At 44.3% G+C, this 15,953-nt stretch carries 11 protein-coding genes; 10 read left to right on the plus strand and 1 reads right to left on the minus strand.

Features of this window, described 5'->3' with window-relative positions; translation table 11 throughout:
- The first annotated feature begins 331 nt into the window (after nt 1-331).
- Complete coding sequence (locus NO992_RS05730; protein WP_371375089.1) at nt 332-1,918, plus strand: EAL domain-containing protein; 1,587 nt, start codon at nt 332-334, stop codon at nt 1,916-1,918.
- Nucleotides 1,919-1,939: 21 nt separating this feature from the next.
- On the opposite strand, the gene NO992_RS05735 is transcribed toward NO992_RS05730, so the two are convergent.
- Nucleotides 1,940-2,851 carry a 1-aminocyclopropane-1-carboxylate deaminase/D-cysteine desulfhydrase gene (locus NO992_RS05735; protein WP_253105408.1) on the minus strand — a complete coding sequence of 304 codons (912 nt, stop codon included), beginning with the start codon at nt 2,849-2,851 and terminating at the stop codon, nt 1,940-1,942.
- Nucleotides 2,852-3,150: 299 nt separating this feature from the next.
- Here NO992_RS05735 and NO992_RS05740 point away from each other — a divergent pair, with 299 nt between their 5' ends.
- From NO992_RS05740 to tldD, 9 genes are all read left to right on the plus strand, one after another.
- Entirely contained in the window at nt 3,151-5,163 is a 2,013-nt protein-coding gene (locus NO992_RS05740) for a formylglycine-generating enzyme family protein (protein WP_017219036.1), read from the plus strand.
- A gap of 67 nt (nt 5,164-5,230) precedes the next feature.
- Nucleotides 5,231-6,274 (plus strand): rod shape-determining protein, encoded by a 1,044-nt coding sequence (locus NO992_RS05745; RefSeq protein ID WP_010376642.1) that lies wholly within the window; start codon nt 5,231-5,233, stop codon nt 6,272-6,274.
- The gene (gene mreC / locus NO992_RS05750) at nt 6,274-7,116 is read left to right on the plus strand and encodes a rod shape-determining protein MreC (RefSeq protein ID WP_371375095.1); all 843 of its coding nucleotides are present in this window, start codon (nt 6,274-6,276) and stop codon (nt 7,114-7,116) included. Before NO992_RS05745 ends, mreC begins: the two co-directional genes overlap by 1 nt.
- Nucleotides 7,109-7,588 (plus strand): rod shape-determining protein MreD, encoded by a 480-nt coding sequence (gene mreD / locus NO992_RS05755; protein WP_010376646.1) that lies wholly within the window; start codon nt 7,109-7,111, stop codon nt 7,586-7,588. Before mreC ends, mreD begins: the two co-directional genes overlap by 8 nt.
- Complete coding sequence (locus NO992_RS05760) at nt 7,588-8,154, plus strand: nucleoside triphosphate pyrophosphatase (protein WP_371375099.1); 567 nt, start codon at nt 7,588-7,590, stop codon at nt 8,152-8,154. Before mreD ends, NO992_RS05760 begins: the two co-directional genes overlap by 1 nt.
- Nucleotides 8,155-8,157: 3 nt before the next feature.
- Complete coding sequence (gene rng / locus NO992_RS05765) at nt 8,158-9,630, plus strand: ribonuclease G (RefSeq protein ID WP_045990521.1); 1,473 nt, start codon at nt 8,158-8,160, stop codon at nt 9,628-9,630.
- 14 nt (nt 9,631-9,644) lie between these two features.
- Nucleotides 9,645-13,574 (plus strand): YhdP family protein, encoded by a 3,930-nt coding sequence (locus NO992_RS05770; RefSeq protein ID WP_371375102.1) that lies wholly within the window; start codon nt 9,645-9,647, stop codon nt 13,572-13,574.
- Complete coding sequence (locus NO992_RS05775; RefSeq protein WP_017219039.1) at nt 13,567-14,382, plus strand: carbon-nitrogen hydrolase family protein; 816 nt, start codon at nt 13,567-13,569, stop codon at nt 14,380-14,382. The genes NO992_RS05770 and NO992_RS05775 overlap by 8 nt, the downstream gene beginning before the upstream one ends.
- Nucleotides 14,379-15,818, plus strand: a complete 1,440-nt coding sequence (gene tldD / locus NO992_RS05780; RefSeq protein WP_010376653.1) for a metalloprotease TldD — start codon at nt 14,379-14,381, stop codon at nt 15,816-15,818. Before NO992_RS05775 ends, tldD begins: the two co-directional genes overlap by 4 nt.
- Nucleotides 15,819-15,953: the final 135 nt, after the last annotated feature.

Consider the following 15,953-nt stretch of genomic DNA (forward strand, 5'->3'; position numbering starts at 1 on the left):
AGACCCTTTTATGGTAAAGGTTTTGTTTCTGTACTGACCCTGAATTTATGTATTTTGTCTTAGATAACCGTTCTAAATGGTGGTATAGCATCTACGAAAACCCTAGCATCATGCTGGGGTTTTTGTTTTTTACCGGTATAAATATCTCTAAGAAAATGGTGACAAGTAAGCTTAGATAAAGCTTACCATCTTGTACGATTAATAAACTTAACGCATTTCTAGTTTTGGCTCAGTTGCTTATCCTTTCTGCACAATTAAAAGCCGCATCTCGCTTGAGTTTTGCACTATTTTGAACAACACTTCAGTTATCTTTCCACCCAATCAAAACATTATGCCAGTTCAGCTGTTAGATGGATTTAGTCGTCAGTATCAAAAAAAGCTAGTCGCGGTAAGTTTGGCGGTGTTGTTGTGTCTAAATTTCCTTCTTAATCATTTACTGCACCTTCAGGTCCACACGCAAGGCGAAGAAGCGGCGGCTGAAATTTCTCAGTTATCACCGGAAGCTTTAGCTGTGGGAGTAAGTGAAATAGCTACGAAGTATGGTTTTTCGTTGTTACCTGTGGCGAATGCAGAAGAACATCAATTTGTTGTCAATGACCAAACGGTTACCTTGTACCATGAATCCATATGGATAAGTCATGGATATATATTGATATTTTTCAATTTGTTGTCGATTGGGCTCGTATTATTCGTACATCGGTGGTGGTTTTTATACGGTATGACTGAGTCTACCTCAAATGCGCAAAAGCCAGTGGCTTTGCCAGCCCCTGCTTCTGAAGGGCAGTATGCATTATTTGCGTTAATCCATTGGCAGTGCAGTACACCTAAAGAAGTTGATCTGCAGTTACATTTTCAGCTTGCGCTAGTTAAAGGCGTTGGAGAGTTTGGGACGGTGGCAGTTAAATATCTAACTTCAGGGGCATTGGCCGTGACAGTAAAGCAGATAGGGGCGACTAAAGGTATGGATTTGGCAAAGCAAATGCACGAAATCGTTTATCGAGTACTGCTAGAGTTTCGGGGGGATTTATCTCGCAGCAAAGTGAAGCTTGGCGCGTGTTTTTATCAGGAAAATAAACAACAGACACAGGTTTATCAAAGCGCAAAATCAGCGCTCTCAATTGCGCAAAATCAAGTGTGGCAACATATTCATCTAGTTCATCTCACAGAGTTATTGGCAAAACGCCTTAACGAAGACGGTGAAGCTTTGCTGAGTTATCTGAAAGCCGGACAGTTTTCCTTATTCTTCCAGCCGTTGTTCGACTTTTTAGCCGAGGACGTAATTGTAAGCGAAGCGCTACTCAGAGTGACTCACAAAGAAATGGGGCGAATTTCGGCCAAGCAGGTGATGCAACACCTTTATACTCCAGAGCAATTTCAGTTTCTGGATAGAGCGATAGTTAAGCAGGTGTTGTCTGTTTATGAGCAGGAAAGGAGTTTTGGTAAGGTAAGTATTAACTTACATATTTCGAGTTGGGTGGATAGTCAGTTTATTGAGTGGCTAGAGGGGCAGCTCATTGCGTCTCATAGTGGTGCGGCAATTGGGTTTGAACTTAGCATAGAAGAGGTCTATCAACATGGAGAGCGTTTGCTAGCAGTTTTTGATAGGTTGAACCGACTTGGATGCGATATTTATTTGGATAATGTTACGCAGGCTCTGACGCTAGGGCGCTCACCGCTTGCCGAGTTGGTAAAAGCTGTCAAGCTTAGCTATGAGCTAGTACATGGCATTGAAAAGTCTGCATATCGTAAACGCACAGTAAAGCAAATAGTCGCTCAAGCGAGAAGCTTGGGTATTCCCGTGTATGCCGTGGGGGTTGAAACCGTTGCTGAACTGAGTTGCATCAAAGGGCTTGGAGTGAAAGGCGCGCAAGGGCATTATTTCTCCGCACCATTACAACAGCTCGCTGATATTCACTAAAACGCTAACCGCATGAGCTGGTTAGGTCGACTTTTTATTTGCCAGATATCTCAAACCATCTAATCCTTGTAAACCGCCGGTATGGATTGCGGTGATCACACTGCCTTTTTTGAAGTATCCTTGCTTAGCCAAAGTGAAAATAGCGTAAAACAGTTTACCCGTGTAAATAGGCTCAAGAGGTAAACGATATTTCACCTTCATTTGATGACAAAAACTCAGCAATTCAGGTGTAGTCTTGGCGTAACCTCCGTGGTGAAAATCATGGAGTAGCTGCCATGGCGCGCGGCGCTGAACTGTGATTAATTCATGTATTTCCTGTGCTAGATATTCAGCACCTTTTAGTACCGTAACACCTAAAACCTGCGTGTGGTTAGGTAATCCCGAGATTAGTCCTGCCACTGTGCCACCACTGCCCACAGCCGTCATGACATAATCACTTTGCGGCAAGGAATGCGCTAACTCTTCAACGCCTTGGAGTGCAAGTGCATTAGTGCCGCCTTCTGGTATGAGATAAGCATTATTAAACTTGGCTTGCAGAGTTTGAATGTATTCAGGTTGATTTCTTTGTCGATATTCGATTCGACTCACTGGATGAAGTGTTAGCCCGCAAGCGTTTGCCATTTTTAGCGTTGGGTTGTGCCGGTCAATCTCTGGGCCTCTAACAATTAAGTGACCTTTGATTGCGAAAAGTTTGCATGCCATGCTGGTAGCATATAAGTGATTGGAAAATGCCCCGCCAAAAGTGACTAACTCTTCAAGGCCAGCTTGCTTGAGGTGGAGTATATTGTATTTTAGCTTACGCCATTTGTTTCCTTGGATCACAGGATGGAGCAAATCATCACGCTTAACCTGCAACGTTAAACCGTATTTATCTAATGTCGGGTGGTGAATTGTTTGGATTGGCGACTCGGTGATATTGGTGATGGTTTGCATGATGAAATCAGTCTGATATTTTGCACACTATAATAAATAACCTAAGCGTTTCACTCCAGAGGTTATCATACATCCTTGATTACCTATCTGCTATTTTGGACTCGAATGAGTAACACATCGAGATGTTAGAGAAAAATAGACAAAATCTCAGCTAAAAACTGGCAAGACGCTGGTTAATAGTTGTAAACTCAGATATTAATTGTGCAAAGCTTGTGTTTTACTTTGTAAGTACATAGCATAGAGCCCTAACTATAAGAAATAACAAGACCAAACAATTGCCGCTGTTGGGAATGGAACATATGCGAATTGCTCCTTTAACTTTTATTGTCTCGGCCTCGATCCTGGCCATGGGTACTGTTGCTCAAAGCGCTATGGCGCAAGATACTGCGACGGTCACTGCCATCGAGTCTGAATTGTCTAATAAGCAAAGCGAATTAGACAGATACTCGGTCGTTTTAGAAAAACACCTCGCTGAGGAAACGCGTCTGCAGTCTCAACTTGAGTTATTGAGAAAACGTTCAGGTGAGTTAGACAAAGAAAAAAATCAGGCCTTAGATGCAATGAATGAGTTGTATCGTCGGCTAATTGATGATCCTTCCATTGATATTTCTTCTGCGCAAACGCGTTATCAGCAAGCAGTGGCAGATCACAAGCAGAATAAAGAAGACATTGCGATGCAGATTGCGGCGATTGCATCACAGCGTAAAGATATTGAGCAGGTCCGTGTAACTAAGCACACCTTAGTAAATACGCTTGAAAACTTAAAAGATCAGCTTGGCACCGCGCGCGTAGAGCGACTACGTAATGAGTTTACTCGTGAAGGTACGCTAGAGGTAGACCACACGATTAACTGTAAGCGCACAGAAACCTTGGCGGCTTGTGAACAGCGTGGTCAGCAAATGGGGCTTCAAAAAGCAACTAAGCGCTTTATTGATCAGATTTTTGCAAACCTAACCGAGAGCCGTGTTGTCGAGCCAAAACGCAATATGGCTGGCGCGCAGGTTCAAGTGGTAAGCAGCCATGTTGTAAATAGTGGATTTAGTGGACAAGGCAACTACAACGTTAATCTCAGCGTAACGATGCGTGGTGATGTAAATAGCAGCCGCTTATGTAACCTGTTGAGCTTAGACAATCGTTATTGTGCGGAGTATGGCACTCCACTTGCCGTAAATTACCAGTCGAACTACTCGACCGTCTACAGTGATAATCAACTGACTTTTTCGGACGAGCAAAGTGATCCGGTTGAAGTTGCGACTATTACAAAGCAGCCAGTCGTGGAGACCCCTCTTGTAAAAAAGTCACAAACGGCTGATAAAACAGTCGAGTTAACTTTAAGATCAAATGTTTACGACGACGAAGTATTTATTAATGGAGTCAGCTACGGCGCGACAAAAACGACAGTAGCAATTCCTGCCGGATTTTATGATGTTGAGATCCGTAAATTAGGTTATGAACCTTATAAAGCACGCATTAACCTACGAGCGGCACAAACCATTAATGCGAAATTGGTGAAGAAACGCCAATCGGTAACGTCTGTTGTAACGAAAAAGCCTGAGCCTGAAGCGCAACAAGTGCAAGTGGTCGCTGTAGCAACCACCGAAAATGAGCTAGCTATTATCCCCGCAGGCACTTTTAAAATGGGCGACCTGACGGGTAATGGTTTACCAAATGAGCGTCCCATTGTTGAAAAAGTGTTGAGTCATTCATATGCCATGCAGAGCACAGAGGTTACAGTGGCGGCTTTTCGCCGTTTTGCACAAAGCACTGGATATAAAACCTTAGCAGAACAAGGTAAAGGCTGTGCATACTATAAAAATGGCGAACCGGTTTGGGAGCTTGAATATAATTGGGAAAACCCAGGTTACGAGCAATCAGATAATTTTCCCGTTGTTTGTGTTGCTTATGATGATGCCAAAGCGTATGCCAACTGGTTATCTGGCGAAAAAGGACAACAATTTAGATTACCCAATGAAGTTGAATGGGAATATGCGGCGCGTGCAGGCACTGCATCTGAGTACCCATGGGGTAATGAAATCGGAAGAAACCTAGCTAATTGTGGTTGGTGTGGCAGTGAGTGGTCTAATAAAAGTCCTTCACCAGTTGCCCAATTTTCACCGAATAGCTATGGCTTATATGATACTGTAGGAAACGTCTGGGAGTGGACGCAAAAGCGTGCTTCTCAGAGCGATGTTACAGTGCGTGGCGGTGCATGGAACTTCGCGCCGAGTTTGGCTCGAGTGTCAACTCGCTTAGCGTTAGCGCCAGATTTTAGAGCGAATTATATAGGTTTTCGACTTGTTCGAGAGCGATAAGTAGTAAATTAAGAGCAGCAGGTGATGCTGCTTTGTTTGACAGAATTCTGAAAGGTCACCCAGCCTCATGTTTAAAAAATTACGCGGATTATTTTCTAACGATCTCTCTATCGATTTAGGGACGGCAAACACACTTATTTATGTAAAAGAAGAAGGCATCGTACTGAATGAGCCATCGGTGGTGGCAATTCGTCAGGAGCGAGCTGGTGGTCCAAAAAGCGTTGCATCAGTCGGTACTGCGGCTAAGCAAATGCTAGGTCGAACACCGGGTAACATCAAAGCTATTCGCCCGATGAAAGATGGGGTGATTGCAGACTTCTATGTAACAGAAAAAATGTTACAGCACTTCATTAAACAGGTGCACAATAATAACTTTATGCGTCCAAGCCCTCGTGTGCTTATTTGCGTACCTTGTGGTGCAACGCAAGTTGAAAAGCGTGCTATCCGTGAATCCGCAATGGGTGCCGGTGCGCGTGAAGTGTACTTAATTGAAGAGCCAATGGCTGCTGCAATTGGTGCTGGTCTACCAGTATCTGAAGCGACGGGTTCGATGGTTGTTGATATCGGTGGTGGTACGACGGAAGTCGCGATTATCTCACTAAATGGTGTTGTTTATTCGTCTTCAGTACGTATCGGTGGTGATAAGTTTGATGAAGCGATTATTAACTATGTACGTCGTAACTTCGGAAGTCTAATTGGTGAAGCGACGGCTGAGCATATCAAACATGAAATTGGCTCAGCGTTTAAGAGTGAAACACCGATTGAGATTGAGGTTCGCGGCCGTAACTTAGCTGAAGGGGTACCGCGCTCTTTCACACTCAACTCACATGAAATCTTAGAAGCGTTACAAGAACCTTTGATGGGGATTGTAAGTGCAGTAATGGTTGCGCTAGAGCAGTCGCCACCAGAGCTAGCCTCTGATATTTCTGCCCACGGCATGGTATTAACAGGTGGTGGCGCATTACTCAAAGACTTAGACCGTTTGTTGATGGAAGAAACCGGTATTCCAGTGGTGGTTGCCGATGATCCATTAACTTGTGTGGCAAGAGGTGGTGGTAAAGCGTTAGAGATGATAGACATGCACGGTGGTGACGTATTTAGTTACGACTGATGAATTTATTATTTGGCCGAACCGTTCCTTTACAACTGCGACTTACTGTCGCAGTTGTGCTTAGTATTGTTCTGATCATTGGTGACCGCTACACGGTTGGTGGGACTATGGTGCGAACTAGTTTAAACACTTTGGTCAGTCCGCTACTGTACGTCGCTAACATTCCCTATGAAGCGTTCAACTTGGGCCTGAAAAGTCTCAATACCAGAGAAAAGCTGCAACAAGAAAACCAAGCACTCAGAGAAAAACAATTAATACAGAGTGAGCAATTACAGCAGCTTCAGTTTTTGCAAAAAGAAAATCAAGAATTGCGCGCCTTATTAGGTGCGTCAGCTAGGGAAACCAATCAACGTTTAATATCTCAAGTGTTGTCTGTTCATTCGAACCCTTATAGTCATCAGGTGGTGATTAATCGCGGTACTATTGATGGGATCAGCGAAGGGCAGGCTGTTATTGACGAAATGGGTATTGTTGGGCAGCTAACTCAAGTCGGTACAACGACCTCAAGAGTGCTGCTTATGACAGATACCACCCATGCGACACCGGTCAGAATATTGCGTAATGACGTTCGCACTGTGGTAGAGGGGACGGGTAAAATCAATAATGTTCGTCTTGCTCATGTACCGCATAGCATGGATATTCGCATTGGCGATGTGTTGGTCACTTCCGGGCTTGGTGGTACTTTCCCTGAAGGCTATCCGGTGGCTGTAGTTACTGAGATAGACAGAGATGAAGGCCTACCATTTGCACAAGTACAGGCAGAGCCGATTGCACAACTAGATCGCATTCGCTTACTCGTGGTGTTAGGTAAACGTAGCCAAGAGGCAATTAATCATGAGTAAACATAGCAACTTATTGATTGCATTAAGTGTCTTTGTTGCGTTAATCATGGCACTTATGCCATTGCCTTTTTCACTTGAACCATTTCGTCCTGACTGGGTATTATTGGTGCTGATGTACTGGTCTTTGGCCGTTCCTCACCGTGTGAATATTGGTTGGGCTTGGATGACTGGCCTGATAATAGATTTAGCGATGGGCGCGCCACTCGGGGTGAACTCATTGACCTATTCCATTTGTATTTATATTACCGCCAGCAACTTTCAGAAAATTCGTAATTTCTCCATCTGGCAGCAAGCAGTGCTGATCGGGCTATTTCTCGCGCTCTATCATTTGTTACAATTTTGGCTTAATCATTTCTTGCTTGATATCTACTTTAACCCGCATTATCTCTGGCCTGCAGTTACGGGCATGGTGTGCTGGCTGTGGATATTCCCACTGCTGAGAAAATATCGTAGACAGTTTAGGATCAGATAATGTCTATTTCTTTATATTTAGCTTCGGCTTCTCCGCGTCGCAAAGCGCTACTTTCTCAGCTTGGCTATTCGTTCGAGCAATTTAGTGTTGATGCAGATGAAAGTCCGCTAGACGATGAAACCGCATTACAGCTTGTGGAGCGTTTGGCGTGTTTAAAAGCGCAATCAGGTGTGGCGCTAGGGTATACCGACAAGCCGGTTCTTGGCAGTGACACTGTGGTTGTCATTGACGGAGAAGCGCTTGGTAAGCCTCGTGATAAAGCGGATTTCAAAGCGATGATGCAGCGCCTTTCTGGTAATACACATCAGGTAATGACTGCGATTGCACTTGCAGATACAAGCAAAGTACTGAGCAATGTGATTGTGACCAATGTGACTTTTAAAACGCTCAGTGAAACTGAAATTGATGCCTACTGGGACACCAACGAGCCACAAGATAAAGCGGGTGGCTACGGGATCCAAGGGGTAGGTGGACGCTTTGTAACTGAGATCCAAGGTAGCTATTTTGCAGTTGTCGGCTTACCTTTATATGAGACAGACGAATTAATTCAACGGTTTTTAAAATAAAATATGAGTAGCGAACTACTAATCAATGTCACCCCAAGTGAAAGTCGCGTAGCCTTAATCGAAAATGGGGTGCTGCAAGAAGTTCAAGTTGAACGGATCGGTAACCTCGGCATCGTTGGTAATATTTATCTTGGCAAAGTAAGCCGAGTTCTTCCTGGTATGCAGGCTGCTTTTGTGGATATCGGCTTGGAAAAAGCGGCGTTTCTACATGCGTCAGATATCGTGAATAGCGCTTCGATCGAAGAGGGGGTGGCCGAGTCCCCAGTTAAGAAAGTGCAGGATATTCGTGAGCTGGTTAAACAAGGCCAGTTCATTATGGTACAAGTGGTCAAAGATCCGCTTGGCACAAAAGGCGCTAGACTGACTACCGACATCACTATTCCCTCACGTTATTTGGTGTTTATGCCTGACGCGACGCATGTGGGTGTGAGTCAGCGTATTGAAACCGAACAAGAGCGCGACAGGTTAAAAGAGATCGTTGCACAATATAATGACGAAAACGGTGGTTTTATCGTTCGTACCGCTGCCGAAGGTGCTTCGGAAGCCGAATTACAGCATGATGCGGAGTTTTTGAAAAAGCTTTGGCAAAAAATTGTGACTCGCCGCCGTAAAACGAGCAAAGCAAAAATTTTGCACGAGGATCTTACCTTAGCATTTCGCACCTTGCGTGATTATGTTGGTGAGGACATGGAGCGTATCCGTGTTGACTCAAAGTTAACTTACCAAGAACTAAAGCTTTTCACTGAAGAGTTTGTTCCCCAACTCGCTAGTGCACTTGAGTATTACCCCGGTGAACGCCCCATTTTTGACTTGTTTGATGTTGAAACTGAGATCCAAAAAGCACTACATCGAAAGGTTGAGTTAAAGTCTGGTGGCTACCTTATTATTGACCAAACGGAAGCAATGACAACGGTTGATGTTAATACTGGCGCATTTGTTGGCCATCGTAATCTCGAAGAGACGATTTTTAATACCAATGTTGAAGCGACGTCAGCAATTGCGAGGCAACTAAGGTTACGAAACCTTGGTGGTATCATTATTATCGACTTTATTGACATGATATCTGACGAGCATAAACGCCGAGTATTGCACTCTTTAGAAACCGCGTTGTCTAAAGACCGAGCGAAAGCCAATATCAATGGACTCTCTGCACTTGGGCTTGTAGAAATGACCCGCAAGCGCACGCGCGAGAGCCTAGAACATATTCTTTGTGATGTGTGTCCATCCTGTTCAGGTCGTGGTTCACTAAAAACGGTCGAAACCGTTTGCTATGAGATCCTACGAGAAATCGTGCGTGTGAATCGTGCATATGACGCTGACAAGTTTATGGTTTACGCCTCGCCAGCGGTGAGCGAAGCCTTGATCAACGATGAGTATCATAATTTAGCTGAGCTTGAATTATTTATTGGTAAGCAGGTTAGCATTCAAACTGAGAGCTTATATAGCCAAGAGCAGTTTGACGTAGTAATGATGTAATAGGGTAGCGGTACATGCAGGCTAAGGCCGTCTGTTTTTTCTGCCTGCGTAAAGCGTGGCAAATCTTTGCGATCACTTTAGTGACACTCGCGGTGCTGGTGTCTGCGCTAAAGTATGCCTTGCCCTATGCTAATGATTATAGAAGTAACATCGAAGCGCTGATCCAAAAGCAACTGAATGTTGATATTAGTATTGGCCAGATCAGTGCGAGTTGGGAGGGCAATGGACCTGCCCTAGTGTTGGAATCGCTCTCTTTTAAAGATAATAAAGACTCGCCAATTTCCATTAATATCGCCAAAACCTCATTGCAGCTCAATGTATTTGAGTCTGTACGACAAATGCAGATCGCATCTAACTATTTTGTACTGGAAGGGTTTGAAGCCGATATAGATCTGAGTAAGTTAAACGCGGCTCAAGATCAAGGTGCTTTTGAGCAGCAAGCATTAATTGAAAGCCTTTTCTTAGGTGATGTTGGGCATTTTGCGGTGCAAAACAGTCGTCTAAATATCACCTTTTCTAGTGGTAAGACTCACAGTTTATTATTGAAAGATTTAGTGTGGCAAAACTCTAGCGCATTACATGAAGGTGCGGGAGAAATCGCATTACCCGGGTTTTCTCAAGGTCAGTTTAACGCTCGTCTTTCTTTGTCAGGGCGAAAGCTACGTGAATTGGCGGGGAATATCTATGTATCTGCGGATAAGGTTAATCCGGTTGATTGGCTAGAAGAGCTTATCACCTTAGCGCATCCAGACCTAAAAGTAGACATCAATGCTCAGCTATGGTTAGGCTTTGAGCAAGGTACATTGCAAGATATCACAGTAGATATCAAACCCAGTACGTTGACTTGGCAAGAAGATGAAAATCAGCGCACGTTAGCATTAGATGATGCGCAATTTCTGTTAAAGCCAGATCAGCAAGGTTGGTGGGTGCAAAGTAGTGGTATCCAGTTTAGTCGCAATCAAGAAGCGCTTGCTCCTATTTTATTTGAAGCGAAATGGCATAAAGATAACAAGACCTTTTGGCTAAAGGATATTAACGCCAACTTTTTAGCTGAGTTAGCACAACTTGCTAAATTCCCTGGACGAGATTTGTTGTATGGTATGAATCCCAATGGTCAACTGAGCGCAGCGAAATTCAGTCTAGGTACTAATAATGCTTTTGCGGCATGGGGGGTCATTGAGGAGATAGCTTTTGAGCCATTTCATGGGATCCCTGGAATTTATGGTACCCGATTAGAGGTGAGTGCGACTGATGAGCAAGTTAGGCTCAATTTAAGTGCTGAACAAACTGAATTACTATCAAAAGAGACTTTCAAAGATAATATTAAGCTCCAGCAGCTCAGTGGTGATGTCTATATTCGCAATCAACAAACGCAAGGCTGGCAAGTTTCCAGTCCCAACTTTTGGCTTAGTAATCAAGACGTAGCGTTAGCCACAGAATTTTCCTTGCAGTTATCAGATGACCCTCGGCTTGATTTATATGCGGAGCTACTCGGTGGGCGTGGTGAAATCGCTTCACAGTACTTTCCTGTCAGTATTATGCGTAAAAGCTTAGTCGATTATTTAGAAGCAGGGATCCAAGGTGGTCAGCACTTGCAGACTCAAGTCTTACTGAGTGGGGCGCTTTCACAATTTCCATTCGCTGATAAGCAAGGTCAGTTTGAAGTTAAATCACGTTTGAATGAGGTTACCTTTGGTTTTGCCCCGGATTGGCCTAGCGTTACTTCAGGTGATGTCACATTACACTTCGAAAACGAAAGAATGGATATCTACGCACACCGTGGGGAACTTGTTAATCAAAGTATTGATGAGGGTGTCATTGTTAGTATTGCGGATTTAAATCACGCTGATGTGCTGACCGTTGATATTAATCACACCACAGAAGCGAGCACGTTACAGCCTTTCTTTGCGGCAACACCGCTCGCAGATCCGCTCGCGAATATATTAGATATTGTTCAAGGTAAAGGTGATGCAAAAGGGGATGTGCAATTGGCCGTCGACCTGCACTCAGGTGCCGTACATGCTAAAGGTGACATCTACCTAGACAACAATCCTATTTTTTTGGCAAAGCCTGGGATGCAATTACAGCAAGTGAAAGGTGTGGTTAGCTTCGATGATGACACTATCAAAGTGAATAATTTGTCTGCTAAGTGGCTGGACATGCCCCTTTCGTTAGACTTATCAGGAAGCGGAGATAAGCAAAATTATCAAGTAACGACCAAGGTAAGCCTTGAGGCTGGAATAGAACAACTGCAACCGCATGCTAATGGAATTATTGACGGCTACTTTGAAGGCAATAGCGTGCTGAGCACTGAGCTTATGCTTAATTTTGCCGATGCTGGATTTAACTATAAAGCCAAATTTGCGAGTGATTTACGGGGGATTGCAAGTCACTTACCCGATCAATTCGGCAAACCTGCTGATCAAGCTAAACTGCTAAGCGGCACTGTATTAGGGGATGATATTTCGAATCTTGTGACGGCAAGCCTAGATAATCAATTGTATTTTAATGGCATCATTGAAAATGGATCCGGTGCGATGCGTAATGCACACCTGATAATTGGCAGTAAAGATGAAGGCTTAAATGCATCCGGTTTTGATATCACAATCAAACAACAAGAAGTCGAGCTGTTGCCTTGGTTACCACTGATCAACCGTATTATCAAAGCGCCAAGTTCAGGTTCCGACCCTGCATTTCTACCAGCGCTGAATCAGGTAAATGGCTCTTTCTCAAAAGTAACATTCTCAGAGATCCCTTTCCATGATGTTGACTTTACTATGGCTGCGATTGACGGCGCGATGCAGCTTAAAATCAATAGTAAAGAAATGCGCTCACAAGTGGCTATTCCAGCATCAAACTCAAGCCGTCCTATTCACATTAATAGTGATTATCTACGTCTAAATTTACCTAAGTCAGAGCCGCAAGCGCAAGAGACAGTGGAAAGAGACATTCACTCGTTAGATTGGTTGTTGAGCTTACCTGCAACCGAATTTGTGTGTAGTGACTGTAAAGTAGGTGAATATCAGTTAGATCAGGTCAATATGTCGTTGTTTGGAGATGGTAATAGACTCAATATCTCAGAGTTAGTGATTGACAAAAAAGATCATAAACTCAATGCCAGTGGTCGCTTTGAGCAAGGTAAAACGACGCTAAGCGGCGCGTTAAACAGCGATGATTTCGGTGAACTAACGGATGAGTTTGATATTACTTCAACTATTAAAGACTCCCGAGCCAACATTGATTTTTCCCTCAATTGGCAAGGCGCACCATACGAAATGGATTTACCTAGCCTAGGAGGCGAGTTGACTTGGCGCTTAGGTGAGGGTCATTTGGCAGAAATAAGTGATAAAGGTGCACGTGTCTTTTCGCTACTGAGTTTGGACTCTTTGATCAGAAAGCTACGCTTGGACTTTAGAGATGTGTTTTCTAAAGGCTTTTTCTATAACAGTATGAGTGGTTCGGTACAACTAACGAATGGTATTGCGATCACTGAAGATTCAAAGCTCGATGGCGTGCCAGCTGATCTAACGATACGTGGCTATGCCAACCTCAATACTCACGAAATCAATTATGATTTGGCCGTTGCACCACAAGTCACGTCGAGTTTACCTGTGATCATGGCATGGGCGGTGAATCCGGTGACGGGGTTAGCAGCACTGGCATTAGATAAGGTTATCCACTCCGCGCGAGTGATCTCTGAGATTAATTTTAAAATCACCGGAACGATGCAAGAGCCGGTGGTTACCGAGGTTGATCGTAAGAGTAAAGAAATTGAGTTACCGAAACCGGTTGTGCCCCCTAGTGAGGAAGTTATGCCAGATGGAGCTGATGAGAATATAAGTAAAGAAGCACCAGCTTTGAATTCAGAATCACAACCAAGTGCTACACTTAAGCAAAGTGAGCAACCTCTTGTGTCACAAAATAAGGAAAGTGGTAATGGCTAAGGTGATTGCATTGCCAATGAGCTCGGCTAAAGCACCCCAAACAAATATAGATTACCTTAAAAACCAGCTGGCTAAGTTAGTGGTTGAAGAGCCAACCTTAGTCTGCTTACCTGAAACTTGGCTGGCGTTTTGCGACAATGCTCAACAGACTTGGGAATACGCGCAGCATAATGAAGCACTGCTCGAAGAGCTCTCAGCGCTTTGTCAACACCATAACATTTGGTTGGCAGCAGGTACCATCGCGATACCAAGTCAGAACGATAAATATCTAGCTGCAAGTTACTTATTTGATTCTAGTGGCGAAATCGTAGCACGCTATAATAAGATCCATCTGTTTGACGCCGATGTGAGTGACAAAACTAAACAATACCGAGAATCTGAGCGAACAGAGCCTGGGAAGGATGTCGTGGTAGTGGATAGTCCATTTGGCAGAATTGGATTAAGCGTGTGCTATGATCTGCGCTTTCCCGGTTTGTTCCAAATGATGAGAGCGAAGGGAGCTGAGCTATTTTTAGTCCCGAGTGCTTTTACCTGTGCAACGGGCAAGGCACACTGGCAGCCATTATTACAGGCGAGGGCGATAGAAAACCAATGCTATGTTGTTGCAGCCGCGCAAGTAGGTTGTCATGAAAATGGCCGAGAAACCTATGGACACAGTTTAATTGTATCGCCTTGGGGTGAAGTCTTAATTGACTCTGGTGCGAGTTTAGAACCCATTTCACAGCAGCTAGATAGCGCGTTTCTTGATTCGATCCGGCAAAAAATGCCGGTTGCGGATCATAACCGATTTAAAAGTGAGTTTTTATGAGTAATGTAGAGCAGAATTTACTGACCAATAGCCAGCTGACACGTGAGCAATTATCACAAACTCTCGAGTATATTCATCAGCACAAAGTAAATTATGCCGATCTGTACTTTCAATCAAGCTACCATGAAACTTGGGTGCTGGAAGACGGCATAGTCAAAGACGGCAGCTACAACATCGAACGTGGTGTTGGTGTGCGTGCAGTGAGTGGTGAGAAGACTGGCTTTAGTTATTCTGATGCCATCAATATTGAAGCGTTAACCAAAGCAGCAGAAGCTGCGCGTAGCATTGCGCAAGCTGGCGAAAGCAGTAAAGTCCAAGTATTTAGCGATGTAAAAGCACCCATTCAATTTCAACCAGCACAGCCAATTACCAGCATGAGTGATGCGGATAAAGTGGCTTTACTAAGAGAGATTGAACAGTGTATTCGCGATTTAGCGCCTGAGGCGCAGCAAGTGGTAAGTTCACTGTCTGCGGTATATGAAGAAGTGTTAATTGCCGCAAGCGACGGCACATTTGCAACCGACATTCGCCCGTTAATACGTTTAAATTGCTCGGTACTGCTTGAGAAAAATGGTCGCAGAGAGCGTGGCAGTGCCGGTGGGGGGGCGCGTTTAGATTATGGTTACTTTAAAGAGTTAGTAGACGGTGCACCGAGATGGGTGCAGTTTGCCAAAGAAGCTGTACGCCAAGCACGCGTGAATCTTGACGCCATTGATGCTCCGGCAGGTGCGATGCCTGTGGTGCTCGGTTCAGGTTGGCCGGGGGTTTTGTTACACGAAGCAGTTGGACATGGCCTAGAAGGTGATTTTAACCGTAAAGGTGCCTCTGCATTCAGTGGCAAAATAGGTGAACAAGTCGCTTCGAGTCTTTGTACTGTGGTGGATGATGGCACGATAGCCGACCGTCGTGGCTCTTTGAATGTGGATGATGAAGGTACGCCAGCGGCATACAACGTACTGATTGAAAATGGTATTTTGAAAGGCTATATGCAAGACAAGCAAAACGCAAGCTTAATGGGCGTGGCGCCTACAGGTAATGCGCGTCGTGAGTCTTATGCCCATTTACCGATGCCGAGAATGACAAATACCTACATGCTTGCGGGTGAGCACAGTCAAGAAGAGATCATTCGTAGTGTAGATAAAGGGATTTTTGCTAGTAACTTTGGCGGTGGTCAAGTGGATATTACCTCCGGCAAATTTGTATTCTCAGCGTCTGAAGCCTACTTAATAGAAAATGGTAAGATAACCCAACCAATTAAAGGCGCAACGCTGATTGGCAATGGCCCAGAGGTGATGAAAAAGGTCTCTATGGTAGGCAATGACCTTGCACTTGATAGAGGCGTTGGAGTATGTGGTAAAGATGGTCAAAGCGTCCCTGTGGGAGTCGGCCAACCGAGTTTGAAGATTGACGAAATTACTGTCGGTGGTACAGCGTAATACTACCTACGATAACTAGGGCCTGTTGATCTTTGCTGTTTGATTTTTGTTCTCCTGAGTGTGTTTTGGTCGCGACGCTCGACTTGCCGCCTAGTAATCTAGGCAAAAGTTGAGCAACAATGAACAAAGCGCACT

This window comes from Pseudoalteromonas sp. DY56-GL79, from assembly GCF_041414765.1.
Classification (GTDB): Bacteria; Pseudomonadota; Gammaproteobacteria; order Enterobacterales; family Alteromonadaceae; genus Pseudoalteromonas; species Pseudoalteromonas piscicida.

Coding starts and splice junctions, on each gene's coding strand:
- NO992_RS05730 (WP_371375089.1), top strand. CDS start 332: ATGCCAGTTCAGCTGTTAGATGGATTTAGTCGTCAGTATCAAAAAAAG.
- NO992_RS05735 (WP_253105408.1), bottom strand. CDS start 2,851: ATGCAAACCATCACCAATATCACCGAGTCGCCAATCCAAACAATTCAC.
- NO992_RS05740 (WP_017219036.1), top strand. CDS start 3,151: ATGCGAATTGCTCCTTTAACTTTTATTGTCTCGGCCTCGATCCTGGCC.
- NO992_RS05745 (WP_010376642.1), top strand. CDS start 5,231: ATGTTTAAAAAATTACGCGGATTATTTTCTAACGATCTCTCTATCGAT.
- mreC (WP_371375095.1), top strand. CDS start 6,274: ATGAATTTATTATTTGGCCGAACCGTTCCTTTACAACTGCGACTTACT.
- mreD (WP_010376646.1), top strand. CDS start 7,109: ATGAGTAAACATAGCAACTTATTGATTGCATTAAGTGTCTTTGTTGCG.
- NO992_RS05760 (WP_371375099.1), top strand. CDS start 7,588: ATGTCTATTTCTTTATATTTAGCTTCGGCTTCTCCGCGTCGCAAAGCG.
- rng (WP_045990521.1), top strand. CDS start 8,158: ATGAGTAGCGAACTACTAATCAATGTCACCCCAAGTGAAAGTCGCGTA.
- NO992_RS05770 (WP_371375102.1), top strand. CDS start 9,645: ATGCAGGCTAAGGCCGTCTGTTTTTTCTGCCTGCGTAAAGCGTGGCAA.
- NO992_RS05775 (WP_017219039.1), top strand. CDS start 13,567: ATGGCTAAGGTGATTGCATTGCCAATGAGCTCGGCTAAAGCACCCCAA.
- tldD (WP_010376653.1), top strand. CDS start 14,379: ATGAGTAATGTAGAGCAGAATTTACTGACCAATAGCCAGCTGACACGT.